The sequence below is a fragment of the Photorhabdus sp. HUG-39 genome (assembly GCF_963878365.1).
GTDB classification, from domain to species: domain Bacteria; phylum Pseudomonadota; class Gammaproteobacteria; order Enterobacterales; family Enterobacteriaceae; genus Photorhabdus; species Photorhabdus kayaii.
Map to the genome: position 1 here is coordinate 33919 of NZ_CAWNWY010000027.1, position 25975 is coordinate 59893.

At 42.0% G+C, this 25975-nt stretch carries 21 protein-coding genes; 7 read left to right on the forward strand and 14 right to left on the reverse strand.

The annotated features are described in order from the left end of the window. The first annotated feature begins 14 nt into the window (after positions 1–14). The 3 genes from AAC155_RS16630 to AAC155_RS16640 all read left to right on the forward strand — a co-directional run bounded on the left by AAC155_RS16630 (position 15) and on the right by AAC155_RS16640 (position 6018). Entirely contained in the window at positions 15–2912 is a 2898-nt protein-coding gene (locus tag AAC155_RS16630; protein ID WP_229015631.1) for a salicylate synthase, read from the forward strand. A 193-nt stretch (positions 2913–3105) separates the two neighbouring features. Then, on the forward strand, positions 3106–4272 hold the full coding sequence (locus AAC155_RS16635; protein ID WP_113043381.1) for a cupin domain-containing protein: 1167 nt from the start codon (positions 3106–3108) through the stop codon (positions 4270–4272). 711 nt (positions 4273–4983) lie between these two features. Further along, positions 4984–6018, forward strand: a complete 1035-nt coding sequence (locus tag AAC155_RS16640; RefSeq protein WP_113043382.1) for a Txp40, insecticidal toxin (previously name A24tox) — start codon at positions 4984–4986, stop codon at positions 6016–6018. Positions 6019–6210: 192 nt separating this feature from the next. Here AAC155_RS16640 and AAC155_RS16645 read toward each other — a convergent pair whose 3' ends face one another. The 4 genes from AAC155_RS16645 to AAC155_RS16660 all read right to left on the reverse strand — a co-directional run bounded on the left by AAC155_RS16645 (position 6211) and on the right by AAC155_RS16660 (position 11180). Next, complete coding sequence (locus AAC155_RS16645) at positions 6211–7254, reverse strand: acyltransferase (protein WP_113043383.1); 1044 nt, start codon at positions 7252–7254, stop codon at positions 6211–6213. A 10-nt stretch (positions 7255–7264) separates the two neighbouring features. Next, entirely contained in the window at positions 7265–7921 is a 657-nt protein-coding gene (locus AAC155_RS16650; RefSeq protein WP_113043384.1) for an SGNH/GDSL hydrolase family protein, read from the reverse strand. Between the two features lie 716 nt (positions 7922–8637). Continuing rightward, positions 8638–9612 carry an Rpn family recombination-promoting nuclease/putative transposase gene (locus AAC155_RS16655; protein ID WP_113043386.1) on the reverse strand — a complete coding sequence of 325 codons (975 nt, stop codon included), beginning with the start codon at positions 9610–9612 and terminating at the stop codon, positions 8638–8640. 164 nt (positions 9613–9776) lie between these two features. Beyond that, on the reverse strand, positions 9777–11180 hold the full coding sequence (locus AAC155_RS16660) for an acyl-CoA dehydrogenase family protein (RefSeq protein WP_113043387.1): 1404 nt from the start codon (positions 11178–11180) through the stop codon (positions 9777–9779). Positions 11181–11733: 553 nt separating this feature from the next. Between AAC155_RS16660 and AAC155_RS16665 the strand changes: the two genes are divergently transcribed. Then, positions 11734–12048 (forward strand): hypothetical protein, encoded by a 315-nt coding sequence (locus AAC155_RS16665; protein WP_113043388.1) that lies wholly within the window; start codon positions 11734–11736, stop codon positions 12046–12048. Positions 12049–12201: 153 nt separating this feature from the next. Here the strand turns inward: AAC155_RS16665 and AAC155_RS16670 are convergent, their stop codons facing one another. From AAC155_RS16670 to AAC155_RS16685, 4 genes are all read right to left on the reverse strand, one after another. Then, positions 12202–12642 carry an OsmC family protein gene (locus AAC155_RS16670; RefSeq protein ID WP_113043389.1) on the reverse strand — a complete coding sequence of 147 codons (441 nt, stop codon included), beginning with the start codon at positions 12640–12642 and terminating at the stop codon, positions 12202–12204. A 140-nt stretch (positions 12643–12782) separates the two neighbouring features. Next, on the reverse strand, positions 12783–13991 hold the full coding sequence (gene tyrP, locus AAC155_RS16675) for a tyrosine transporter TyrP (RefSeq protein ID WP_113043390.1): 1209 nt from the start codon (positions 13989–13991) through the stop codon (positions 12783–12785). Positions 13992–14035: 44 nt separating this feature from the next. Next, positions 14036–15955 carry a pyridoxal phosphate-dependent decarboxylase family protein gene (locus AAC155_RS16680; protein WP_113043391.1) on the reverse strand — a complete coding sequence of 640 codons (1920 nt, stop codon included), beginning with the start codon at positions 15953–15955 and terminating at the stop codon, positions 14036–14038. A 446-nt stretch (positions 15956–16401) separates the two neighbouring features. After that, positions 16402–17418 (reverse strand): NAD(P)H-quinone oxidoreductase, encoded by a 1017-nt coding sequence (locus AAC155_RS16685; RefSeq protein WP_113043392.1) that lies wholly within the window; start codon positions 17416–17418, stop codon positions 16402–16404. Between the two features lie 378 nt (positions 17419–17796). Between AAC155_RS16685 and AAC155_RS16690 the strand changes: the two genes are divergently transcribed. After that, on the forward strand, positions 17797–18480 hold the full coding sequence (locus AAC155_RS16690; protein ID WP_113043393.1) for a hypothetical protein: 684 nt from the start codon (positions 17797–17799) through the stop codon (positions 18478–18480). 82 nt (positions 18481–18562) lie between these two features. Here AAC155_RS16690 and AAC155_RS16695 read toward each other — a convergent pair whose 3' ends face one another. Genes AAC155_RS16695 through AAC155_RS16720 form a run of 6 tightly spaced genes read right to left on the reverse strand, consistent with a single transcriptional unit; the run spans position 18563 to position 23795 of the window. After that, on the reverse strand, positions 18563–19333 hold the full coding sequence (locus AAC155_RS16695; protein ID WP_113043394.1) for a glucose 1-dehydrogenase: 771 nt from the start codon (positions 19331–19333) through the stop codon (positions 18563–18565). Between the two features lie 43 nt (positions 19334–19376). Beyond that, complete coding sequence (locus tag AAC155_RS16700; protein WP_113043395.1) at positions 19377–20918, reverse strand: NAD(P)/FAD-dependent oxidoreductase; 1542 nt, start codon at positions 20916–20918, stop codon at positions 19377–19379. Between the two features lie 57 nt (positions 20919–20975). Continuing rightward, positions 20976–21344, reverse strand: coding sequence for a DUF805 domain-containing protein (locus AAC155_RS16705; protein ID WP_113043396.1), 369 nt, complete (start codon positions 21342–21344; stop codon positions 20976–20978). Between the two features lie 51 nt (positions 21345–21395). Then, on the reverse strand, positions 21396–21548 hold the full coding sequence (locus AAC155_RS16710) for a hypothetical protein (protein WP_158536585.1): 153 nt from the start codon (positions 21546–21548) through the stop codon (positions 21396–21398). 27 nt (positions 21549–21575) lie between these two features. Beyond that, positions 21576–22349 carry a nuclear transport factor 2 family protein gene (locus AAC155_RS16715; RefSeq protein ID WP_113043397.1) on the reverse strand — a complete coding sequence of 258 codons (774 nt, stop codon included), beginning with the start codon at positions 22347–22349 and terminating at the stop codon, positions 21576–21578. A 15-nt stretch (positions 22350–22364) separates the two neighbouring features. Continuing rightward, on the reverse strand, positions 22365–23795 hold the full coding sequence (locus AAC155_RS16720) for a gamma-aminobutyraldehyde dehydrogenase (protein WP_113043398.1): 1431 nt from the start codon (positions 23793–23795) through the stop codon (positions 22365–22367). 388 nt (positions 23796–24183) lie between these two features. Between AAC155_RS16720 and AAC155_RS16725 the strand changes: the two genes are divergently transcribed. Together AAC155_RS16725 and AAC155_RS16730 are read left to right on the forward strand one after the other, a co-directional pair. Further along, positions 24184–24960, forward strand: coding sequence for an MBL fold metallo-hydrolase (locus AAC155_RS16725; protein ID WP_113043399.1), 777 nt, complete (start codon positions 24184–24186; stop codon positions 24958–24960). 27 nt (positions 24961–24987) lie between these two features. Then, on the forward strand, positions 24988–25968 hold the full coding sequence (locus AAC155_RS16730; protein WP_113043400.1) for a GlxA family transcriptional regulator: 981 nt from the start codon (positions 24988–24990) through the stop codon (positions 25966–25968). Positions 25969–25975 lie beyond the last annotated feature (7 nt).

Consider the following 25975-nt stretch of genomic DNA (forward strand, 5'->3'; position numbering starts at 1 on the left):
GGAAAACAATTACTATGACGCCAGACTACCTTTGGAATGGCAAAACGCTGGACCAACAACTTGCCGGGTGGGCTGGTATTTGGGGCGATAAAACAGCGCTGATCTATCAAGAACAACAACTAACTTACCGTGAATTGCACCAATCCGCAGAGAGATTGGCCAGCGGATTGTTTCGTCGTGGGATCCGTCGTGGGGATAACATTATGGTACAACTGCCTAACCGTATCTCCTTTGTCGTTACCTGTTTTGCCCTGTTTAGGCTAGGCGCTCATCCGGTGTTATTAATGCCGACACAGCGGACTCATGATGTTCATGCCCTTTGCCAGATTGCACGCCCGGTTGCTTACATTATCTCCGATTGCTTCCATGATTTTGACTACCGAAAAATGGCACGAGAAATTGTGGCATCTTGCCCCGATCTAAAACACATTATTGTTGATGGAGAAGCGGAAGAATTTACCGCATTGGCATCCATTGATGATGAACCGGTAAATATTCCCGGCCCAAGTTATGGTGATATTGCTGTATTGCTGCTTTCGGGCGGAACAACCGGTACACCGAAACTCATTCCCCGTACTCACGATGCTTATACCTATGATTTTGTGCTGTCAGCCCGTCTATGTACGGTAAATACAGAAAGTGTTTATCTAGCCGTACTGCCTGTGGCACATAACTTCACACTAGGAAGCCCAGGTATTTTGGGTACCCTTTCCCAAGGCGGAAGTGTCCTTCTGAGTGATACCGCCAGTTTTGACGAGGCCATGCCGCTAATCGAGCAATACAAAGTGACCCATCTGGCATTAGTACCGGCTCTGGCTCGGCTCTGGGAACAGGCTCGCGACTGGGAACAAAGCGATCTTTCATCCTTACGCTGTTTGCAAGTGGGTGGTGGCAGGTTAACACCAGAACTAGCGGAACAAGTAATAGCACGCCTTGGGCCTTTGCAGCAGGTGTTTGGTACAGCGGAAGGATTACTCTGTTATACCCGATTGGATGATCCCCACGAGGTCATCATTAATACCCAAGGGCGTCCGTTATCAGAAGAAGATGAGATCAAAATTGTTGATGCCAATTTACAACCTGTAGTACCCGGTGAGGTAGGAGAACTGATTACACGTGGTCCCTACACCATTACGGGATATTACCGTGCAGAGCTGCATAATACCGTGGCTTTCACCGCCGATGGGTTCTATCGCACCGGCGATCTGGTTCGTATGACCTCAGATGGCAACCTGATCGTTGAGGGCAGAATTAAAGAGCAGATTAACCGCAGTGGTGAGAAAATTTCGACCCAAGAAGTTGAGACCTTGCTGCTGCAACACCCTGACATTGATGATGCCGTTGTCATTTCTGTGCCTGATGAACTGTTGGGTGAACGAACCTGCGCCTGTTTACCTAACAACGGCAATCAACCGGAACCGATGCAGATAGCGGAATTTCTACAACAGAAAGGGGTTCAGCGTCATAAAATTCCTGACCAATGGTTGTTTGTCCCATATTGGCCACTTACCACCGTGGGAAAAATTGATAAACGCCGCTTGGTACAGATGGCACAAGCAGAACATAGCCGCCCAATGCAGCAATATCATGAACAAACTGTTGTTATTACCAGCACTCCGTTAGATTTGATCACACATTTGCTTTCAGACGACGATGCACAACCTTATATGCTCTATGAAACAAAAGGTGAGTGGTCATTGGGGATAGGCTGTGCAGCAACCATTAGTGCAGATGCATCGGGACAATTAATTGATCCACAAGGTAATCGTCATCCATACGATATCAGCACATTAAGTCAAAAACTTGAACAGGCGCTCAATGCTCTTCCTATTCAGGATTGGCGGGCTTATGGCAGAACTTTATTTGAATTCTCCCATATGACATATGGGTTGCCATTAGCACAGCAAAACGAAGCATTAATAAAAATCACTATTCCACAGCATGAATTTCGTATAACTCCAGGACAGGTTCTGATACGAACTCTTGAAGAGAGTCAACTCACCATATTGAAGGAAAAAATTAGCCGGGTTGATCAATTAAGTACACCTGTTTTCCCGTGGATAAAAGATATGGAAATTATCAGTACATCAGACGCCGCGAAACGTTATCAGGATAATGTCGCTAATGCGGTTAAGGACATTGCTTCTGGCCACTATCAAAAAGTGATCCTGTCACGTCGGGTTGAACTTGGCTCGGATATTGATATGCCACACAGTTACTGGTTAGGCCGCCAAGCTAACACACCTGCTCGCTCCTTCTTCTTACGTGATGAAGATTTCTCTGTTTATGGTTTTAGCCCGGAAACCGTAGTTGAAGCGGATGGTTCAGGCTGGATTAGCACGCAACCATTGGCTGGTACCAGAGCATTGACACATGATAAAGATCAGGATCAACGATTGAGAGCAGATTTGCTTTCTGACCCGAAGGAGATCTCTGAACATGCTGTTTCGGCTAAATTAGCATTAGAGGAACTGGCACCGATTTGTCAGGCTGACACACTTTGTGTATCAGAGTTTATGGCGATTCGTGAACGAGGTTCAGTACAACATTTGGCATCACGAGTAAAAGGATTACTACAAACAGACAAAAATCGTTGGGATGCGTTCATCGCCCTATTCCCGGCCGTAACCGCTTCGGGAATACCGAAAAAACCTTCTTTACAGGCAATTTCACGTTATGAAGATGAACCACGCCGGCTTTATAGTGGTTGTGTCATGTTATTGGATAGCTCAGGCAAACTGGATGCAGCGCTGGTATTACGTTCTCTCTATCAGCATCAAGGGCGCTGTTGGCTCCAGGCTGGTGCAGGATTGGTCAGAGATTCAAAACCAGAAAGAGAATGGCAGGAAACTTGTGAAAAACTTGACTGCATTATGAAATACGTTCGCCCTTGCTCTGGCAAAAAAGAGTAAATGAAGTAATAACATTTCAGGGAAAACCAGAGTTGTCTCTGATTTTCCCTAGACGACTAATTTTCTACTATGCTTAATTAGTCACCTCTAATTTTTCCTTCCGTGACAACCATTAACTTAAAAAAACCAAACAAATAGATATCAGCTTGCAACTATATCTTGCTGGTACCCATTTTACTTGGAGGCAATAAATATGTTTTCTCGTCGTGATATCTTGAAGGCATCCGCAATTGGCGCGGCGGCGGCTAGTATGGGCAGTATGATTAAATCCGCTGTTGCTGATGAACAGCACAATACAGTCACTACTGGCAAGAATAAACAGCCAATAAATACTAAAAGTTTGTATAAATATAAATTCACAGATAGTAAAAAACGGGTATTGGAAAATGGATGGGCACGGGAAGCTACGATAGAACAATTCCCGATATCTGAAGGGATTGCGGGTGTTGATATGATGCTTGAACCGGGTGGCGTGCGTGAACTCCATTGGCATGCTGTTGCCGCTGAATGGGCATATATGCTTGAAGGGCACGCACGTATTACCATTATCGATCCGGAGGGCAAAAGTGAAGTAGCTGATTTTGGTCCCGGCGATGTATGGTATTTTCCCAAAGGTCATGGTCATTCCATTCAGGCACTTGAAGATGGTGCGCATTTTATTCTGACTTTTGATGACGGACACTTCTCGGAATTTGGCACTTTCAGCATCACTGATTGGATAACACATATGCCGAAAGAGGTGCTTGAGAAAAGTGTCAACATGCCAGCATCCGTTTTTTCTAAAATCAAACAGGGTGAAGCTTACATTGTCGGTGGAGCTATCCCGCCAAAACTTCCCCTACCTGCTGACGATGGCGGATTGAACGATGCTCCACTCACCCACCGTTATGAGCTCTTGAAAAATAAACCTTTCTTCGAGAACGACTCTGGGAGTATTTATCGGGCATCATCGAAGGAATTTCCCATTTCTACAACTATCACTGGTCTCATCGAGATCATCAAACCTGGCGCAGTACGTGAGCTACATTGGCATCCTAATGCCAACGAGTGGCAATACTACATTTCAGGTAAAGGACGTATGACCGTGTTTAGTTCTCATGGACACGCACAAACTGCAAAATATGGGCCGACCGACGTCGGTTACGTTCTTCAGGGATTTGGTCACTATATCGAAAATATTGGCAACGATGACCTTAAAGTACTGGTTGTATTAGATAACGGTATCTACCAAGATATTTCACTTTCTGATTGGTTAGCTAAAACGCCGTCTTATCTGCTTGCGGATAACTTCAACAATAATCCCTCCGATTGGGTGGACCGTCCTAAGGATAAGCTAGTTATATCGCGCCGTAGGGCTTGAGATATTACACTTTGTGGTGTATTGAAAACCTATTACCCGTCATCTTTCAAGTTGCCTCTTTGTTGGCTGCACTTACTCACCCCGGTCTCATCGTTATCTATGCTCCCGGGGATTCGCTCCCTTGCCGTCGCGATGCATCTTGAAATCCATAGGGTATATGTTAGTTTAATTAAAAGAATATAAAATCTTGTAAATGATAATCGTTTTACAGGTTAATCATTTTTTCATATGATTAACTTTCTCTTATTACTTTTGTTTCCCTTTTTCGGTAATCGAAAACCACCTTTTTATCGGTAATTAGGTCAGCCAAGGGTTAAAAGAATAAGCGCCTTATTCCCTGTCATGTTTAATGTTTATTTTACACTTATACAACCTGCCGTGACCATTTAAAAACGTTTTGTTAACATAAAGTTATCCTATTCTCCAAGTTCGTTTGGCTTTAGTGCGTTATCTTTTTTCTTTCACTTATTCCATTATTTATTTAACTAATCTTAACATAATGATTTAAATAGAAAAATATCAACATAAGATGTGAAAATAAAAGCTTGCTAATAATTCTCATGTAAAGTAATTTTATATTGAAATTAATGATTAAAAAGACAGAGAAAACCCTATATTTAAAGCTTAAATTTATATTGGTAGCGATAAATTTAGGCGCTCTCTGCCAGAAGATTCATAGTTCAATAAACACTAACATGATGGAGAAATATAATGGATATAAAATCTGCAACAGCTTCTAGTCTAATACAATTAACACCTGATGATAGAAGTGGATATCCACCCGTTGAAACGCAAATAGCAGGAGATATAATACGTGTACTAAACTTTAAGCAAACAGATGAGGGTTATACTGCATCACATGGAATTGAATATCGAGCTAAGAAAATAATATTAGCGTACGCTTTAGCTGTAAGTGGTATTCATGATGTATCTCATCTTCCTGGTGACTATTATAAGAATAAAGAGACTGCTGAAAGAATTTATCAAGAATATATGTCTAATCTTTCATCTGCACTATTAGGTGAAAATGGTGATCAAATTTCTAAAGATATGGCAGATGGTTTTTACAAGAATGAACTGGATTTTGAAGGTGAATATCCTCAAAACATTTGGAATATTCCTGATCTTGAAAATAAACCATTGAGTGCTTATTCAGATGACGATAAATTATTAGCACTATATTTTTTTGCTGCACAGGAAATTCCACTGGAGGAAAATCAACAATCAAATACCGCAAGATTTTTTAAATTAATTGATTTATTATTTATCTTATCTGCTGTAACTTCACTAGGAAGGAGGATTTTTTCAAAAAACTTTTACAATGGGTTAGAGTCTAAATCATTAGAGAATTATATTGAGAGAAAAAAGCTTTCTAAACCTTTCTTTCGACCACCGCAGAAATTACCTGATGGCAGAATAGGTTACTTGGCCAGCCCAACAGAACCGCCTAAATGGAGAGTTAGTTTGCAAGAACTTAAAAATAACAAATCCAGGAATGGATTTACTAATATGGAAGGTGCTGCAAAACAAAAGTATAGCTCATTTATAAAAGAGGTGCAAAAGGGGAACGATCCACTGACAGCAGCAAAAAGTATTGGTACAGCAAGCGGCAGTAACTTGGAAAAACTGCCGAATAATTTATATAGTGTGAGGCTAAGCCAAAAAGACAGGGTAACCTTCAATCTAAATAATACTGACAGTACAATGACGATTCATAGTGTTGGAACTCATTATAAAAATATATGATGTGTGATCTCTGGCTTTGATTGACAGAACATTTTTAAGCTCTCATTTTTTCAACGGGAGTTTCATAAGGCGTTTTACCTTTCAAACCACTGTTGTGGTCTGTGATAATTGTAAAACGCCTTCCATTTAGCTAATACACTTTACTAACAAGAAAATATAGCTAGGAGAAACCGGCTCTCCCTGACAATAATGTTAGATGGTTATAATTTTTGAGGTTATTTTTGATTTCCGTAACAAAACGCATAATATATATGACAGGATAAAAGCCAGCAAAGAATAGGCTATTATGTAAACATATACATTTATATAATTAAATTTTTTTAATAAGAAATTATGGATAAATTCGTTATGGATTTCAATAACAAAAATATTGTGAACAAGATATATTCCTAGTATATTCTTGCTAATGTCATCTATTAAGAATGGTATTTCTCTGACATTCAAATTAACCAAGAATAAAAACAGGCACACCGAAGAAGCTTGAAGGAATACATTATAAAACTTCCCATAAAAGAAAGTCATCCCCGTCTTGGATGAAATGATTGATAAAGATATCAATGATATAATAAAAAACACCAGAAGTATTATATGTTTACAGGAAAAAGCCTTTATTTTAGGTTTCGTTAGCCCTATATATCCACCTATCAAGAAACTAATCAAACCCTCAGATTGGAACGGAAACAAAATATTGAATGGGATTAGGGAAAAAGAGAATTTGTAATCTGTTAGTGCATTCAGCAATGTAAGATTAGAAATTATAAGCATTATAACGAGTATTTTCTTAATCCCCTTTGCATTTGTTTCATTAAATGTGTTACGCATTAGTGGTGTTAATATATAGAGAGAGACAATTGCAAATATAAACCATAAATGGGTAGCATCTGATGTGGTTATACTAACATTAACATAATTTAAAAAATCAATATCAGGCACTGTTGTAAATTTACTGATAAAATATGTGTCATACAGATAATAAAATATAAGCCAAAACAACAATACAGTTAATATCCCTTTTGATTTATTAATGATGTAATCCACCTGCTTTTCATGCTTGTTGTTTAGTAAGAAATAGCCACTGCACATAAAAAACAACGAGACCCCCAACTGACCGGCCTGCCTAAGAAAATACAAAACCACGTCATTATCATTGCGCAACAAGAAAAATAAAGTAACGTGAGAAATTACAACGAAAAATATAGAAACGATCTTTAATAAATCTATGGTTAATATTCTCATTTTTTGTCTCTTAAATAGATAAAATGAAGTTTGAAATTTTTGGGGCAAGCCTGGTCATACCTAGTTTTGATGGATGCAAACCATCGGACACTGTGCCCAAGCTATTGCTGGTCATAATATCGATATTTCCTTCATTGAATCCAGATTGTTTTAACAAATCCAGATATGGGATGGAGTATTTTTCGCAAATTTCCCGACAAACGCTGCAATAGTCAGACAAGTAATACCCTTTGGCGTTTTTACTGTTCATGCCTCTTTGTACTGATATTGGCGTTGTTATAATAAACCCTATTCTCGTTGATGGGTATTTTTTTGTAATTCCAGTCATTAATAATTTCATGCCGCCAATAAATGTTAAAGGGGTTTTGTCTTTATAATCACCTATTTCCACTCCTCCATTGGAGCCAAAATCAAATCCAAAATCATTTACCCCTCCCCATATTGTAATAATATCTGGATTGCTTGCCATTTTTTCATATCTTAAGCACATGGCTGAATTGTCATTTTTATCTTTTTGGGCTATGCATGTTCCTCCTATTCCGTAGTTTTTCCATTCTTTTAGATCTAAATGTTTAGTCACTATTGGTTGATACCACCCTCTTTCAGTTATACTGTCACCGAGGGTAAACCAACACCCTCCCTTCAAATGCGATTGAATATAAGACATTTACTTTTATCCTTCTAAAAATAACATGTAGACCGACTGGTTTTTTATCAGTATCGAATGTCAGCTGGAACGGACGCAGGCATTTCGATAGCGTAGTGTCCGGACATTTGGCGAAACAGAAAAAAGCGTGTTTAACTTTGAAATAACCGCTTTGCAGGACACAGTAAATTTGGGAATACAAACCCGACCGGTTTGTAGTGGGCTCCAGTTCTCTTGCTGACAGCGACAGAAATTCCAACTGTAGGCATTCATCAAAATCAGGAAGCGCATACAGGGCGAATTGCTTCGCATCCGTTAAGGCAGAGAGTCTTTTACTTTTATTGGCAGTTTGGTCTATATGATGAGTCATCATCCTGATTCCATGCAAATCATGTCCGTATGAAGATCGCTGACCGGACAGTGAAAATGAATTTCGTCACTGCGGTTGGATCTCGAATGAAGTTGTCTCATATAAATAGTACGATATCAACCCCTTTTATGCCCCTTTAATCGTATACACTCATGACAGAAATATGGATTGGTGATCATAAACAAATTATTGATCAGGTACTAAAAAGTGCTGATAGTGATAATTAGTTTGCTAAAGAAGTGCCTGATAAATTAGCTGAGGAGAAAAATGGATCTGAAACATAATATTGAGTTACTGACCACCTGAGTTTAATAACAAAAATGCCGATCTTGAATATCGGCATTTTGCTATGAAACAGAAGATTAATTTAATGCTTTAATGCACCAATTTTATCCCGGCTCAGTCCGGTACTGGTGGCAATAATGTCCAAACTCACGCCATGCCGTAATAAAGCACGAGCCGTTTCCAGTTTACCTTCCTCTCGGCCTTCCTCTCGGCCTTGCTCAATACCTCGCTCAATACCTTGCTCAATACCTTGCTCAATACCTTGCTCAATACCTTGCTTGATACCTTGCTCGCGCCCTTTTTGTTCAAGCTGTTCTGCAATAGTCATCAACATCGTTTCATGCTCCGGAGATTGTTCAATCAGTTGATGGACAAAGTGTGAGAGATCCAGCGTATGTCCATTCAGTAAAATATAGCGTAACACCACATTGCGCTGCTCGGTTGTATTATACCCTGCATTCAACAGTTCCACCAATTGGAGGAGCCATTCCTGCATATCCCGGCAGCGGATGTGTTTTTGCACCAGCTCCATCAGGGCAACCCCTTTATGTGTCAGGATCTCTTCATCGCTGAGCACACTGACGTCCACCAACGGAAACGCCTGGCGGTATAAGCGAGCAGCCTGTTCAGGGAGCGTAAAACAATCCAGCCACCGGTTTGAGTAAGGATACGGCCGAACCTCACCATGATAAAACAGCAGAGGCGCCACCAAAGGGAGTTCAGTATGGCCTTTTTTCAGGTGAGCCGCCATGGCTAACATGGCATAATACATCAGCCGCCAGGCCATCAATGGGTCAGGGGTGGATTGATGTTCAATCAGGCAATAGATATAACCTTGCCCCCGGGCCGTTTCAACCGAATACAGCACATCACTGTGCAGTTGACGTAAATGCTCATCCACAAAACTGCCGGGCTCCAGTTTCAATGTGGCTAAATCACACAACAACTGGATTTCTTCGGGCAGATAAAGGGATAAGAATTCCCTGGCCGTTTCGGGCTGCGTTAAAAAATGCTTGAATAACGCGTCATGGTGAGGCCGTTTTTCTTTCTTTGCCACAATCTGTTTCTCTATCTTATCAGTTAGTCATCGCCATTCATTGCCAAAGTTATAATATCCGCAATCAATGTACAACATATTTTATACCCGTTATCTTTTAAGTTGCCTCTTTGTTGGCTGCACTCGCTCACCCCGCATTTCTGCTTGTTTTCCCATGCCTATGGTTAATTGTTTTTTAACTGATGGTGATTATCTGCATACCAGGAAATATAATCATTACTTGATATTGGTGTCTCGATTCCAATTTTATCCACGCCAAAACTGGAAATATAATTATTTATTCTGTCTGCATGCTGACGTATATACTCAATGCGTCTCTCGTCTATTTTTTTAGATTCTTGTAAATTGATCACTTCACTTCTCAGGAGATTGCTCATGCTACGATGAATCCAGTCGAGAAGATAACCTTCGATGATCATACCAAGATCATCATTATTATTATCATGATATGTATCAATAGTTGTCGTCACCACGGATAAAACGGCATATGTTTGGCTTAGTTCTAAAAAATCCCTACTATGTTTATTAAGCATATCTAAATTTATTTTTTTATTGTTACTCACTATTAATCCATTTAGTTTTTTATATAAAAAGTTCATATAATTATTTAAAATGGGAAATAGGTTATGTTGGAAAAATGTTTTGTCTATTTCTTTCATCTTATTGAGAATGATCATCCCTCCGGCTTTTAGTGATAATACAAGGTTATCACCTTCCGAAGTAATCGTACCAAAATTAGATATTAAATAAGGGGATATCTTGTTAACAGAAAATAATCCCTGTGCGCCGCAACGCTCACGACAATTAATTAATATTTCTTGTGTACGCCATGTGCACAGGGACTTGCTAGTAATGATTTCAATAAGTAGTTCATCTGAAAACTTAAAGTTTTTAACTGATTCTGATAATATAGATGAAACTTTTCTTGTTAATTCTTTTAAGTATAATGCAATTTTAACTCCAGGAGTTAATTTTCCATTTGCAGATAGAGGAAGAATAAATGGGAAAATACCATATTTCTTTCCTGATACATTTAACTGAGCTAAAATTACAGCCACTTTAGGTAATTCACAAGGCATGGTATTAGGCATAAATTTATATGCATTTGGGCCAGGTGAATTCAACATGAATACGCCTTTTTCCGGCAGATAATTAGCCTGTGTTTCGATTGCGATTAGATCATTCCCGTGAGCTAGCTCAGTCGCCAGATATACTCCAATGGCACGACCTGAACAAAGTTTTTGGTAAAGATCTTCCACATATGGAGTTTGCACTCCTAAGTTAGTGATAGTTCCGATGGCTAAATTAAAATGAATTGATAGCATAGAAACTACAGCGCAATCATGTGGAGCTACAAGTTCATGAAGCGCAACTAATTCATTAAATGATTTCGTATGAATATTATTATTTTGAATATATTTAAGAAGTTCTATGAATTTTTTTACTGATGACAGGTAATTGCCACAATTGCTTTTAAGTATTGCTAAAAGGTTATCAGATACTCCTGTATCTCCTATGGCTAAACAAGATTTTAATTTTGACTCTGAATTGAACGATGATTTATTCATAATATCGATGAAACCCTTTAATAGAATAACAATATGTATATTAACTATCTAATAGTGTAATGGGATGCTCCTGAAACATATACTTTTAATTTAAAAAAGTTATTAACCGAAGTGACTGTCAAAAACTTCATTTATTAGAGTAGATGCCATATAAACTAACAATAATGATTGCATGTTATAGTTTCATATCAACATTATTGCAAGAATTATATTTTATTCGGCAAAGGAGAATAAACCAATAAAAACAAAATATTATATTGAGTGTCTCGGCATGGAGATATTGGTGATTGAGATTATATAATAAATTTTCAGATCGAAAAAATCGGACGGTGTTCTCTTCAAGTAATCCATAAATGCGACTTCGAAAAATTATTTGCTCATAAATGGTAATGATTAATTACATATAGTTCACGATTGTAAATGAGGAAATATCCAGATATTATTTATCAGACAGAACACCTTTTATAGTGACACAAAACTAATGCAAATATTGTTTTCATAATTTACACTCCAAACACACTAAAGTTTCTTTATTATTAATCAGGAGTTATTTATGAAAAAATTGATATCTATGTTATTTATTCTCGTTGGTATGATTAGCGCCCCTGCATTCTCTGCGGAAACGAATAGTGGCATTGTCAGAGTCGCAGAAATTAAAGCTGATTGGAACAATCCTGCACATTATTTTTATACATTCAACGGAAGCTTAGCTGGTAACTGTGGAAAACCAGGTTATATTTGGTCAGGATCAAGCGCTGAAAACATTAACAAGCTATTAAGCCAGGCTTATGCACAGGGTTTAAATATTAAAGTTGGTATAGAAAATGTAAGTTGTAATATAACTACAGTTTACGTCACTAAACAATAGTAATTATTTCTTATGCTGTTATCAATGGGATAAAGAGATAGATAAACATTGATTTACCTAACTTTATGACGAATCCCTCTACTGGAAAATAGAGGGATTTTTAAATTAACTTAAATAACTTTTACTTTGTTGAATTATTTCAACACATGCCGATTATTCACAATATATTTCAGTGACAAAACTTGGTGCATTTTCGATAGTATCATGAACCGGGCAGGTTCTATTAATAAAGTCGACAAAGGCATGAATTTCTTCTTCACTATTATCAGCTTTAATATGAAATTTTGTCACTATTTTGGAGAAACCTAATTTCGCTTGTTTATTTCTACCAGTGAAACCATCAGTATCAAGCTCACCTTCCAGATCAACGTGAATATCAATTAAGTTAATTTTGTGCAGTTTAGCAAAAGCCTTTGCTACGATACATTTACAGGCCCCAAGAGAACAGAGTAAAGCTTCAACTGGATTCATCCCCTGATCAGTACCACCTAAATGACGAGGTTCATCTAAATAAAAGGAGAAATCTCTTGATGTACATTCAACTTTCAATCCAGCTACAGATTTTACTGTGGCAGTAAATAATTCTTTCGCCATGATTTAACTCCTTATAATCAATATTAGTTTTTTACAGGGTTAACAGAGAGAGTTATCATAACTTTTAATTTTTCTTTATTCTGTTTTTAAAATGCTTATCTGTAACATGACCGGGACCTGAGTTTTTTTACTGTGAATGTTTACCCTACTTCCGGCAACATTCCACTCACTATGCCAATCTGGATTGCTATTACTGCAATACCGCAGGTAAATACCAGCAAGAGTACAGGTTTACCGCCAGGTACCCGATATCGACGTTCATTTTGTTGACGGGATTTATAGGCCAGGAGACTAGGCAATACTAACGCCAAAATTGATAGCGCGATCGCGGCATATCCCAACGCCATCACAAATCCTTTTGGGTAAAATAGCGCGAAAATCAACGGCGGAACGAAAGTTAACAAACCAGTTTGCATACGCCCGGCTACGCTATTTTTGCGTTTAAACAGATCACCCAGAAAATCAAACAAGCCAAGTGTGACACCGAGGAATGAGGTTGCGAGCGCCAGGTTGGCAAACATTTGTACTGCAAGCTCAGTTTTCGGTGAAGCAACAACTTCGCGAATGCTGTGTAATAAGCCATTCAACCCTGCGTTTTCAGCTAAGATATCGACGAATGTGCTGGAATTAATACTTCCGAGTGTCGCCAATTGCCAGAGAATATAAGCAAATAGCGGAATTGCGCTGCCGATGATAAACACCCAGCGGAGTCGACGAATATCGCCATCCATATATTTCACAATACTGGGAACACTACCGTGAAAACCAAACGATGTGAATATCACAGGAATTGAAGATAGTATTAATCCTTGTTCTAATGGCATGGTCAGTAAGTTAATATGCTGAACATATGGCATCATCATCCCCAACATCAATACTAAGAAAATAATTTTTGCACTGAAAATAACCCGATTAACCATATCTACTGAACTGGTGCCAATACAAACAATTCCTCCGCCAATCACTGTAAACAGGATAACACCTATTGAGGCAGGAAGAGATAGATTCAGCCATTTGTTGAGGCTGACTGTCAGTAATTCCCCGGCGCCACTAATATAGGCTGATGTTAATGCATACATTAGAAACATCATGCTGAGACCGGCTAACATTTTGCCACTGTTGCCAAGATAACGTTGAGCAAGTGTCCCTAATCCCGTATCAGGGGATTCATATTGGTAAGTTTCAACCAGCAATAACGCGGTGTAACTCATCAAAACCCACAAGCCAACCAACATGATCAAACTTACGCCAAATCCTACACCGGCGGTTGCTAATGGCATGGCCAACATACCAGCGCCGATGGTTGTTCCTGCTATGATAAAAGTACTGCCAAAAGTACGGTTCTTCACGTTTTTTCCCTTCGAATTAACAGCAAATATTTAATAATAGAAAATCAGGCTACTTTCTTTTTTTCTTCTTCATCAACAATTTGAGTCAGTTTTTGAATGAAAATTTTCTGGAGCCTTTCCCAATACTCGTCAAAATCGTCAGCATTATGTAAACAGTGAGTCATCACAGCAGCACGTAAGACATATAAACTGTGGACTTTCTGCCATTCTTCTTGGGCAAAACCGCAACGTTCAACATAATGCCAGGGAGTATCACCATACTCTTCATAATTAAGAGAGGTGGAAGAAGTCAAAAAATCATTGGTGTAAGTGCGTCCAGAGGCATATGAACAAAGTTCGTACATCCGTTTATTAAGACGGTTATGATGCATTAAGTCATCATTTCCTTGCTCTTTAAAAGTAAAATTGACCATATGGAAATCAGGATTCGGCATAGCATGAATTTCAAACCGGCGTTTATCAACAACCAAAGGTTCTGTGGTTAAAAGTTTTTTAACCATCCAATTGGCCGTCACAATACCGGCAGCAATGACTTTTCCGTAGCCACTGATATTAAGTGGAACCAATCGATGCGCAGCCCAAATTGCGGCGGCGATAGCTCCGGCTTTAGATCCCTCCATAATAGATGCACCGAGCACGACACGCCGGTTAACGGCTTGATCCTGTTGAGTATCAACATCTTCAAAAACATAAGCTGCACGGTAGGAAATTAGGTCAATAATACGCCTATCTTTCATACATATTGCACCGGCTGCATATTGAATAAATCCAACTTTGTGAGGATCTACGGTGATTGAATCAGCCTGACACATGGCCCGGAAACTTTGATAAATTTCAGGTTTAGGCCAAATAATATCTTCCGGAATGATTGCCAATTCACGATAACGGCGGATAAGTTCATCATATTCCATAAACTCTCCCCGCTCGTTAAGGAACATTGCGCTGGCATAACCTGCATAAGCAGCATCAATATGCACATAAAATGAGACGCCATAACGCTCTTCACACTCTTTACGCAACGCAATAACTTCATCAACTCGATCAATGGCACCCACTTCCGTAGTTCCAACTACGGTTACCATAGCTAGAATAGGTTCTCCTTGCTCTATCAGACTGAACGTAATTTCACGCATTTTTTCAACATCGGTACGATAATTTGCATCGACCGGCAATGGCACAATATGCTGTTGACCAATCCCTAGAACATCCATTGCTTTCATCCATGAATAATGTTTCGACTGTGGCACCAAGACTTTGCCAAACATTCCCTGTTTTATCCCAACACCACGGCAAGAAAGTTCACGAACTTCTTCGAAAATGCCCCGCTTTTTTAATTCATCCGTTAAATCCAGAATGTCTGATGGCGATATATTCAACAGTTGTTGTTCTGATTTATTTGCAACCAAATCCCTGGATTGCGGGTGCTGTGCAATGGCAAGAGGAATGGTTTTTAAATTACGCGCAACCCATAGCCCTTCATAATTGGCGACAGTTCCTCCCGATGTGATATGTCCCCAAGCTCGGCGAGGGTCATAACCAAACATCTGACATAAATCTAGCCCTGCTTCAATTTCTAGCTCCGTTGTTGTCGGTGATGACTCGTGGGCACAATTGTTCGGGTTGTACATCATAGCCATAACATAAGCGAGATTGGAAACCATCAAGGTATCGGCATTCATATGCCCCATATAACGAGGAGAAAACCAGGGAACAGAGGTGTTTTTCAGTTTGGCAGATAGCTGGTTCAGAATACCCTCTGTCCGATAAAGGGTTTCTCTATAATCAGGTGCGTAACGATCAACTGAGGTTACTAAGGCGGGATCTTCTGGGTGAAAATCAGAACGCCAGTGCATGTGCTCACTTACGGCATATTCCATCATTTCTCTAAAAAAAACTGCATTTTCTGATTTAGGGCCTAAAAACAACGCATCAATGTTTAAGTGCGAAGTAAACTGTTTGGTCATAATCACATACCCTTTTCCAACTAACAAAAACGGCTGTCAGCAACAGAGAGATTCTGAAATTCTTTATTTGTTAATGAAATCACTATCATCCTCTGATAGGCAGACAGAAAATTGTATGCCACCTAACTTATCAATAGTTGGTCATACCTCATTATTCTAGATATTCAGAAAAATCCATCAGGTGTAATAGATTAATCATTAACATATCTATAAACGATCATTTGTTAATAGATATAGACTATATTTGTTAAAATATTAACAATGACGTTAAATATAAATTCTAATTTTGTGCGCAAGGACAAAGAACGAATAAAAACCAATCAAAAAATAGAGATTTATTGGTCATTAACCTTATTAAATATAAGTGTTTATTCTAACATGAAGAGGTTAATAGATAGAATGCAGGGCTACAAGTTAAAATAGCCCTGATTTAAGCAGAAGTACTATTAAGATGATACATTTACCAGCATAACCTTGCCGATAACATCACCGGCTTCCATCATTCGATGCGCATCAGCAGCATCTTTCAGATCAAATACTTTACAAATTAGTGGACTGACTTTTCCTGATTTCAATAATGGCCAGACCTGTTTTTCCAATTCCCTGGCTATCTCCGCTTTTTCCTCTACACTGCGAGAACGTAATGTAGAACCTGTGTGAGTCAGACGTTTTCGCATTAAGGGCATCAGATTAAGATTTTCAGGGTCTCCTTTCATCATACCAATCTGAATAATTCTCCCGAATTTAGCAGCAACCTTATAGTTTTTATTGACATAATCACCACCGATTAAATCAACAACCATATCAACCCCATGATTACCTGTGATTTTCAATACTCGATCAACAAAATCTTCTTTATGGTAATTAATAACAAAGTCAGCACCTAAACTGTGTGCAACTTTAGCTTTCTCATCAGAGCCGACGGTAGTAATAACTTTGGCGCCAAAGGCTTTTGCTAACATAATTGTGACACTGCCTATCCCAGAAGTACCACCATGAATCAGCAAATTTTCTCCTTGTTTCAGTTTGCCAGTCTGAAAAACATTAGCCCAGACGGTAAAAAAGTTTTCTGGCAATGCGGCTGCCTGAACAAAATCCAAGCTATAGATGGGTAAGGCAATGGAGTCATGTACCAGACAATACTCGGCATAACCGCCTCCGGCAACAAGGGCACAAACTTTATCACCAAGGTTCCAGCGTTCACAACCTTCACCTTTGGCAACCACCTCTCCTGCAATCTCCAAACCCGGTAATGGTGATGCATCAGGGGGTGGTGGATAAGAACCCATTCTCTGAAATATATCAGGCCGATTAACACCTGCCGCAGCTACTTTTACCAACAAGTAGCCTTTTCCTGGCCGCGGCAGCGGAACCTGAACCAGATGCAATTTCTCCGGGCCTCCGGGCTTGATAATGCTGATCGCTAACATATATTGGGGCAATGAATTAATTTGGCTATGCATATATACCTCTTATTTCTTTTGACGATCCTTTTTATTGGGTTATGTTTAATATGATAAGTGAGATTTAAACCGGTTTTTCCATTTTGCCAGATAACTTGGCATTTTAAGGATCAGTTGTAACCTTGCCCAAGTCAACTATAATTTACCTGCAAGTTGTTTTCAGTCTGGAATTGATTAAATTATTATGCTTTTTCCCATAGAGTATGTTTTCGTATAGAAATATCAAAGTGGTAAAAGGAAAACCGTACTGAGTTAGAAGAATTGAACCACATCACCAACTAATATGACTGTTTAAAAAGAGATTGGTGAAAAAGCTTTCCTATCTTACAATTTCCTATAAGCTAATTTTCAAAATTGTAAAATACCATTGAGGTGCTAATGGAAACATCAGCAAAACAACCCAATGACCGGACAGCAAAACTGAAAAGCGGATTTGATCAGTCTGAACTGGTCAAAGCACGCATCATCAATCTTGCTGATCATTTTATTAATGTGCTTAAAAATAAAGATTCAGAAAGTATTTCCCAGTTATTAACCCTCTCTGATGATGAATTTTGGACAGAAGTCAAAGGACGAGCTAACTACATTGAAATAGTGGCAAATATCACACCGGAAAAGAAGGAACACGAAGAATTTATCGAAACTAGAAATGCTTTTCTTGCCCATCTTGGGGAATATGGTGGTGTTTATAAGTCCAGTAAGGTTGCTGATATATTAGGAGTGACCCGCCCGACAGTAAATAAGTATGGTGAAAATCATAAACTCATTGTATTAAATTGGGGAATAGAGAATTTATATCCTGTATTTCAGTTTTCAGTAAATAAAAAAACTAGCAATAAAGGATATTTAAAAGGTGTCCCAGAAATACTGGCTAATCTAGGTCCAGTCAGTGGTGTAAAAAAGTGCGGCTTTTTCTTGCGTAAAATCAAGACATTTAATCTTGGTATCGATCTGGCTGAATCCACGATGGTACTGGATATCCTCAGAAATGGCGCCTCCAATGATGAAATTGCTCAATTGATAAAATTGGCGAAAATGTTCGGTTCTGTTGATTCTATATAAAAAATTCCAGCATATAATTAAAAAACAGCCATTTTACCCTACCCTCCTTTGGAATATATCAACTGCTCAAAAATGCGTGTTCTCACAGTACTACCGTTTGTCCGCCATCGACTAGCAGTGATACGCCGGTTATAAACGATGCGAGATCCGATCCTAACCATACGACCGCATTTCCTACCTCTTCCGGCTCTCCCAATCTTCGGAGAGGCATCCTTTCCCGTAACCCATCAAACATTTTCGCCACTTCCGGCGAGGAAAGAGGAAGTGCTGTATTGATCAGACCTGGGCAGACTGCATTAACACGAATACCTGACGGCCCGAAGGCATCGGCCAGTGCAGCCACCATCATATTCACGCCAGCTTTGCTAGTGGAATAGGCGGTTGTAAGTTGTCCTGTTCTAATGGACCCCATACTTGACGTTGCCACAATACTTCCGCGTTTACCTAGTTTTATCATCTGTTCAGCAGCAGCCTGTGCGCCAAATAGAACGCCATCCAAGTTGACCGTAAGCAGCTTGTGAAAATCATCTGCACTAATCTGTGGGCCATCGGTAGCTAATGCAATTCCTGCATTGCAAGCCATCAAATCAACACCGCCGAACGGTGTAGCGACATCGACCAATGCGTCCATATTGCTCCGTGAGGTAACATCACATCGGTGGAATATGGCTTTTGTACCAAGCGAATTAAGACGCTGGAGCACTGGTGTTCCGCCCTCTCTAGGTTGATCAGTGATATCGCCAATAATTACGGTTGCTGCGCCATGACGCGCCGCAGCTAAAGCAATGCCTGCTCCGATGCCACTTGCGCCGCCAGTGACAATAACAACCTTACCTTCTAGCATACGGTCCATTTGATGTTCCTCATTTGGCTCCCGAAACCCTACGCCCCGTTGCTCAGAACGAAACTATGTCTGCCGGATTAAGCGTGCTTATCACTCCCAGAATACCTTTAGCCAACGGAATGGCTACCGGAGAGAGATAGGAACCCAGCGGGATACTCGTGTGGTTAATGGAGGTAAGCATGGTAAAGTCGTCGTTGCGTCCGGTAAGATCGTCGCTGATAGCTTTGCCAATGCGCACCGTCTGCGCCACTCCATGACCACTCCAGCCATGTACCATATACACGGGTACTCTGTCGCCGCTCTTACGGGCATCGGTGGCACCGTTTAGGGTCAGATCGCTAATCCCGCCCCAAGAATATTCTAGTTCGGCTTTTTCCAACTGCGGGAACACGGTTCTGATACGCTCAAGCAGATAGTTGTTCACATCACGCGGTGACCAAGAATTGCCAGTACCCTGCCCACCGAACAGCAGGCGGTTGTTGCGCACTGCACGATAGTAGTCAACCTGTAACTGTGTATCGTAGACCGGCAGATTCGACGGGATCAGATCTTTGACATCCACTGGCAACGGCGGCGTTACCGCCACGTAGGAGAAAAAAGGCACTGTGGTGGAAGGGCCGGAGATAAACTCACCCGTGGAGACATGCACACCCAACACCACAGCTTTACTTGCCCTGATAACCCCCCGCTCAGTTTCTACGACTGTACCACCAGCATCCTGCCTGATGCCCTTCACTTTCGTGCTGTCATAGATTCGCCCACCCAGTCTGGCGAAACCATAAACCAGGCCACGCAACAGTGCCAGAGGATGAACCTGCCCACCGATACTGTCGATATTTGCTCCATGGTAGATGTTCGAGCGCACATACCTTTCCTGCAATTCGTGCGGTCCGATAACCTTCATCGCCGTGTCTCCCAGTTGACGCCGGGCATCGGCATTAGCCACCAGCGGCCCCATGTGACCTGCGCGCACCGCAACAGTGATATGACCATATTTGCGGTCACATTCGAAACTATAACGCTCACGGAGTTCATCCACGAGATTCATCGCTTCAACAGAGGCAAAACGCCATAAGCGTTTAGCCTCATCGAATGAAAGTTTTTCCAGTATGGTTTTAGCTTCCCAGCGTGCGAGCCCAGGGGTTATCTGTCCCCCGTTGCGGCCAGAAGCGCCTGAACCAATGTTATCCTTTTCAACCAGAATCACGTCCACTCCCGCTTCAGCAAGATGTAATGCCGTGGAAGCACCCAGCAACCCACCGCCGATAACCACAACTTCGCAATTCTGGTCTTCAGGCAGGCTTCCAAAAGTTGGCCAATCAGCCAAAGAAGCTTCATAATAATTGGCTGGCATGGCGCCAGCAGCAGCGTCTTTATGCCAGCTCCAGATGCGCGGATCCAGCCCCAACCGGCTGGCTCTATGCTGTGCATCCTCCAATAGTGTAGGCCGGAGCTTATCAACATTGACGGCCGGAGCATCGGCTGCGGTTAAGGTCTGGGCGAGCAGGGATAAGTTGGGAAGTACGGATGAAAGCACTCCTGCCCCCGCGAGCGTCGCGACGGTAGAAATAAAGTCTCTTCTATTCATTGTCATTTCAACACTCCTGTCATGATCTTGAAATCACCTGCTGGCTTGGTCTGGAGAGTTTCCCTATGAGTGAGTCCGGCTATCTGAGCTGTATTTATTGCTGCCAGAGTTCCCTTTCAGACCGGCTAGAATCAGCAGAATAACAGTGCCGATAAACGGTATGAAATGCAACAGTAACCACCAAGCGCTACAGTTGATGTCGTGCAGGCGGCGGGCATTCACTGCTAGCGCGGGCAAAAACGTGAGCAGCAGATAGACAGCGCTGAACCAGCCCATATAAATTTCAGGATTGGCAACGGCAAAGTAGCTTTCAAGGAAAGAGATAATAAATACAGCCAATATCTGGAACAAAAAGAAATACCAGAATTCCTTACGCCTGGCTCGCCCTTTGAAACATGCATAGTTCTTTAATACATTTAAATACCAGTGCATTGTTATCCCCTCTTGTGAGTATCATGGTCAGCGGGAACACGGTAAACGTCGCTAACCAGCGGGCCGAACAGCAATCTGAAATAAGCGAGCTTCAACAGACAAACACCCGATGTGAATAGCTCCCAGAGCTGGTAGAAGTAACCGATCCAGCGTCGAAACCAGCATATCTTCCTGTGTATGGGCATCCGGTTGCGGCGCGACCACAAGCTTCGCGCCGGGTATCGATCAACGCTAAAAAATACCGTGGCGATGCAGCGCTTTCGCATCCTCCGGTACCGGGGTGATAGCATCCCAAAGTTCAGCCACTTTGCCGTTTTCAATGCGCCATAGCTCGAAGTAGCTGTGACGCGCTCCGACGATACTTCCCTCCGAATGGGTCAGAACAAACTGCCCATCGGCTACCGTACGGTGAATTTTAGTGTAATGCAGCCCCTGCCCTTCATCCCTGAGTTGCTTAAGAAACGAGATGAGTGCCGCCGTACCATCGGGAATATCGGGGCTGTGCTGGCGAAACAATTCACCATTAGTGTAGTTTCCAAACTCTTCGTAGTGACCCTCGATCAGGGTACGTGTAAAAAAGTTGACCACCAGCTCGCGATTCTTCTCTCGGTCATGGTCATCGCCTGCTTCAGTCGGGCCGTCTAACTGAGTCCGGCCACTGACGTTGGGTGCAGCCTGCGGCACCAAGCCGTCCCAGTGCTCTACGATTAAGCCGCTGGCAACCCGGTACAGATCGAAACCAACCAACGGCCAGTCGTCTAATCCCGTAAAACGACCGTGGATGGCGACCAGATCACCATCTTGCAATACACGATACGTTTCGTGGTGCAGTTCAGGATGTGTCCAAACCAGCTCACGTAATCCGGCAAGACCATCTTTGACCAACGGGGAATGTTCGATGAAATGTGGCGCAAAATAACGCTCAAGTGCCCCTACATCACGGTTAGTAAACAGCTCGTGGTGCGCACGCGACACCAAGTCGCGTGGAGATCTATTCTGAATCATTACGGATGTCCTGTGTCAGTCGTTGGAACTCATCACGTGTTTGATACGCGTATATTCGTCGAAGCCATAAGCCGACAGATCTTTACCATATCCGGAATTCTTGAAGCCGCCGTGCGGCGCTTCTGCCGTAAGAGGAATATGGGTGTTAATCCAGACGGTACCGAAATCGAGTTCACGTGACAGGCGCAATGCTCGGCCATGGTCGCGGGTCCAGACACTGGAGGCTAGTCCGTATTTCACGTCGTTAGCTTTCTCTATGGCATCCTGTTCATCGTGGAACTTCTGCACCGTGATAACCGGGCCGAAAATCTCGGTCTGGATTGCTTCGTCGTGCTGTTCCAGACCGGTAATTACCGTAGGTTCAAAGTAATAACCCGAACGTTCGGCCTGACGGCCTCCGGTTTCGATACAGGCATGCGCGGGTAAACGTGCAATGAACCCTTTGACCTGTTCCAGCTGACGAACATTATTGAGCGGCCCATACAGCGCCTCTTCATCTTCCGGATAGCCAAAGCGGATAGCTTTAGCTGCCGTCACCAGTTTGGCGACGAAGGTATCGTAAACAGATTCATGCACCAGCACACGCGAGGCTGCCGTACAATCCTGACCCGCATTGAAATACCCCGCGGTAGCAATGGTCTCCACCGCTTTGTCCATATCTGCATCGGCGAAAACAACCACTGGCGCTTTGCCACCTAGCTCCAAATGTGCTCTGGTGAGATTAGCCGCCGCCGAAGAGGCAACCTGCAAACCTGCGCGCACGGAACCCGTGATGGAAACCATGGCTGGCGTTTTGTGTGAAACGACCAGAGCACCCGCGCTGGCATTACCCAACACCACGTTGAATGCACCTGTAGGGAAGAACGGAGCGGCCAGTTCAGCCAGCAACAGAGTACTTTCCGGCGTAGTATCGCTCGGTTTGAGTACCACGGTATTACCCGCTGCCAGCGCAGGCGCTATCTTCCATACTGCCATCATCAGCGGGTAATTCCACGGTGTAACTTGCCCCACCACACCCAGGGGTTCGCGCCGGATGCTGGTCGTCATATCAGGAAGATATTCAGCAGTCGCTTTACCTTCCAGAAAACGGGCGGCGCCAGCGAAGAAACGGATATGATCCACTGACGTCGCAACTTCCTCAGAGGCAATCAGATGCTTGAGCTGCCCTGTATTGCGGCTTTGCGCTTCGATCAGACGTTCAGAGTTTTTTTCCACCGCATCGGCTAATGCCAGCAACGCCTGCTGACGTGCTGACGGTGTGCTGCGCCCCCAGATCTTGAATGCCTCTTTAGCCGATGCATAAGCTTCATCAACATCCGCTACAGTCGCGTTAGGAGAACGCGCATAGATTTCACCTGTGATCGGGCTTACTAGGTCAAAATATTCGGAACCTTTAGATTCAACATACCGACTATTAATGAAATGCCTGAGCGTTGGTATCGCCATGGTTACCTCCTGATGGATTAGATAACATAAAATATAACCTATAACTTAATATGTTCAATTGTTATGTGGATGTTAATTTTTCAACTAAAAAACAAAAATAAAGAGTAATTAGATATATAGATGTAACTTTCGACACTCCTGTTCAGGAAAATATGCCGATCTGTGAGCATGATCGAGAATTTTTTTGACTGAAAGAAAAGATTCGCGGCTATTCGGGGTCCTGGGTAAGTTGAAATGAAAAAACAGCTCGAAAATGATTGATTGGCCCGATATCAATGCAATTTGACCTTAATCTGACGGTTTTGCTGGCCTGTTTCAACTATAGTGACCTTATCAGGTCAGGTGGACTGCCTCTTCCTGCTATTAACAGAACACTGGAGCTATTTAGATGAAAATTACTCAGGTACGTAATGCTACACAACTTATTACTTTTGCGGGTAAAAAATTCCTTATCGACCCAATGCTGGCTAAAAAAGATGCGTATCCAGGTTTTGCAGGTACAGCCTGCTCAGAGCTTCGTATCCCAATAGTGGAACTGCCCTTAGATATGGATACGTTACTGGATGTGGACGCTATTATTGTCACCCATACGCATCTCGACCACTGGGATGCAGCAGCAGTGGCCTTAATCCCCAAAGATAAGCTGATTTATGTTCAGAATGAAAATGACGAAAATATTCTTCGTTCTCAGGGGTTCACGAACCTCGCTGTTTTGTCTGACAGCAGTAAGTTGGGTGACATTTCTCTTATTAAAACCATTTGTCAGCATGGAACTGATGAGGCTTACGCTAACCCTCAGATGGCGGCACTCCTTGGAGATGTCTGTGGTGTGGTCTTTCAGCATCCGGACGAAAAGACGCTGTATCTCATAGGCGACTCCATCTGGATTGGCACTGTGGCGGATAATATGCGCAAATTTAATCCTGCCGTTGTTATCATGAACACTGGCTGGGCGCACGTTCTCGGATTCGGCCCTATTATATTCGGTAAAGAAGATATCCTGAAAGTACATCGAATATTGCCTGAAGCACACATTGTGGCAACACATATGGAAGCGGTTAACCACTGTTTGCTGACCCGACAGGAACTGCTGGCGTACGCCCATGATAATCAGGTTCAGAAATTTATTTCAGCTCCTGAAGATGGTGAATCAGTCACTTTTTAATTTGCCCATCAGCCTGGGAAGCAAAATATGTCCTCTATCACAGTTGCCATTCTGATCACCGAGAGGTTTAGCACATTTCATGTTTCCATCCCACTGATTCTGTTCGGCAATATACTGGAGGGGGACCCTCTGTTTACACGCAAGATTTGTGCTGAAAAACCGGGAGTTATCTGGTCATCAGAAGGAACTGCCGTGAAGGCGGAATACGGTCTTGATGCTCTGACGCAGGCTGATATTGTTATTGTTCCGTTCTGGAAGAATATCCATGAACGTCCTCCAGAACCATTGTTACAAGCACTGCTTCAGGCCTGGAATAATGGAGCACAGCTCATTGGGCTTTGCCTTGGAACTGCTGTGCTGGCTTATGCCGGACTATTGGAAGGACGAAAGGCAGCTACACACTGGGAGGCAGAAAAAGACTTTCAGATACTTTTTCCATCAGTCAATCTGGATACTAATGTTCTCTATATTGAGGATGAAAGAATAATAACCTCAGCCGGTACAGCCGCTGCGCTTGACTGTTGTCTGTATGTTATCCGTCAGCGTCTTGGCTACCACACGGCTAATAAGATTGCCCGACGGATGATTGTTCCTCCTCACCGTGATGGAGGGCAGGCGCAGTACAGGGAACAACGACTCCCCCGAAGAACGTCTGATAATCGAATAAATATGCTGCTTGATTACCTGTCGCAAAATCTGGATAAGCCGCATGATATCGACACATTAAGTCGTTTTGCTTCTATGAGTCGACGAACGCTGACGCGAAACTTTCATGCAGCCACGGGCATGACTATCGTAAACTGGATCACTGGTGAACGCTTAAAACGCAGTCTGGAATTACTTGAAAGTACAGAAAGCTCCATTGAACAGATAGCTTGTTTGTCTGGCTTTCAGTCCGCGACGACTTTCCGCCAAATATTCAGGCAGAGACTGGGAGTCAGTCCCGGCGAATGGCGTAAAACATTTCGCGGAGCGCCAGGTGCTCAACATTTGATACAAAAAACATGAATATACA

Excerpts from the sequence above, each read along its gene's own strand:
- AAC155_RS16630 (WP_229015631.1), top strand. The coding sequence starts at position 15 with ATGACGCCAGACTACCTTTGGAATGGCAAAACGCTGGACCAACAACTT.
- AAC155_RS16635 (WP_113043381.1), top strand. The coding sequence starts at position 3,106 with ATGTTTTCTCGTCGTGATATCTTGAAGGCATCCGCAATTGGCGCGGCG.
- AAC155_RS16640 (WP_113043382.1), top strand. The coding sequence starts at position 4,984 with ATGGATATAAAATCTGCAACAGCTTCTAGTCTAATACAATTAACACCT.
- AAC155_RS16645 (WP_113043383.1), bottom strand. The coding sequence starts at position 7,254 with ATGAGAATATTAACCATAGATTTATTAAAGATCGTTTCTATATTTTTC.
- AAC155_RS16650 (WP_113043384.1), bottom strand. The coding sequence starts at position 7,921 with ATGTCTTATATTCAATCGCATTTGAAGGGAGGGTGTTGGTTTACCCTC.
- AAC155_RS16660 (WP_113043387.1), bottom strand. The coding sequence starts at position 11,180 with ATGAATAAATCATCGTTCAATTCAGAGTCAAAATTAAAATCTTGTTTA.
- AAC155_RS16665 (WP_113043388.1), top strand. The coding sequence starts at position 11,734 with ATGAAAAAATTGATATCTATGTTATTTATTCTCGTTGGTATGATTAGC.
- AAC155_RS16670 (WP_113043389.1), bottom strand. The coding sequence starts at position 12,642 with ATGGCGAAAGAATTATTTACTGCCACAGTAAAATCTGTAGCTGGATTG.
- AAC155_RS16680 (WP_113043391.1), bottom strand. The coding sequence starts at position 15,955 with ATGACCAAACAGTTTACTTCGCACTTAAACATTGATGCGTTGTTTTTA.
- AAC155_RS16685 (WP_113043392.1), bottom strand. The coding sequence starts at position 17,418 with ATGCATAGCCAAATTAATTCATTGCCCCAATATATGTTAGCGATCAGC.
- AAC155_RS16690 (WP_113043393.1), top strand. The coding sequence starts at position 17,797 with ATGGAAACATCAGCAAAACAACCCAATGACCGGACAGCAAAACTGAAA.
- AAC155_RS16695 (WP_113043394.1), bottom strand. The coding sequence starts at position 19,333 with ATGGACCGTATGCTAGAAGGTAAGGTTGTTATTGTCACTGGCGGCGCA.
- AAC155_RS16700 (WP_113043395.1), bottom strand. The coding sequence starts at position 20,918 with ATGACAATGAATAGAAGAGACTTTATTTCTACCGTCGCGACGCTCGCG.
- AAC155_RS16705 (WP_113043396.1), bottom strand. The coding sequence starts at position 21,344 with ATGCACTGGTATTTAAATGTATTAAAGAACTATGCATGTTTCAAAGGG.
- AAC155_RS16715 (WP_113043397.1), bottom strand. The coding sequence starts at position 22,349 with ATGATTCAGAATAGATCTCCACGCGACTTGGTGTCGCGTGCGCACCAC.
- AAC155_RS16720 (WP_113043398.1), bottom strand. The coding sequence starts at position 23,795 with ATGGCGATACCAACGCTCAGGCATTTCATTAATAGTCGGTATGTTGAA.
- AAC155_RS16725 (WP_113043399.1), top strand. The coding sequence starts at position 24,184 with ATGAAAATTACTCAGGTACGTAATGCTACACAACTTATTACTTTTGCG.
- AAC155_RS16730 (WP_113043400.1), top strand. The coding sequence starts at position 24,988 with ATGTCCTCTATCACAGTTGCCATTCTGATCACCGAGAGGTTTAGCACA.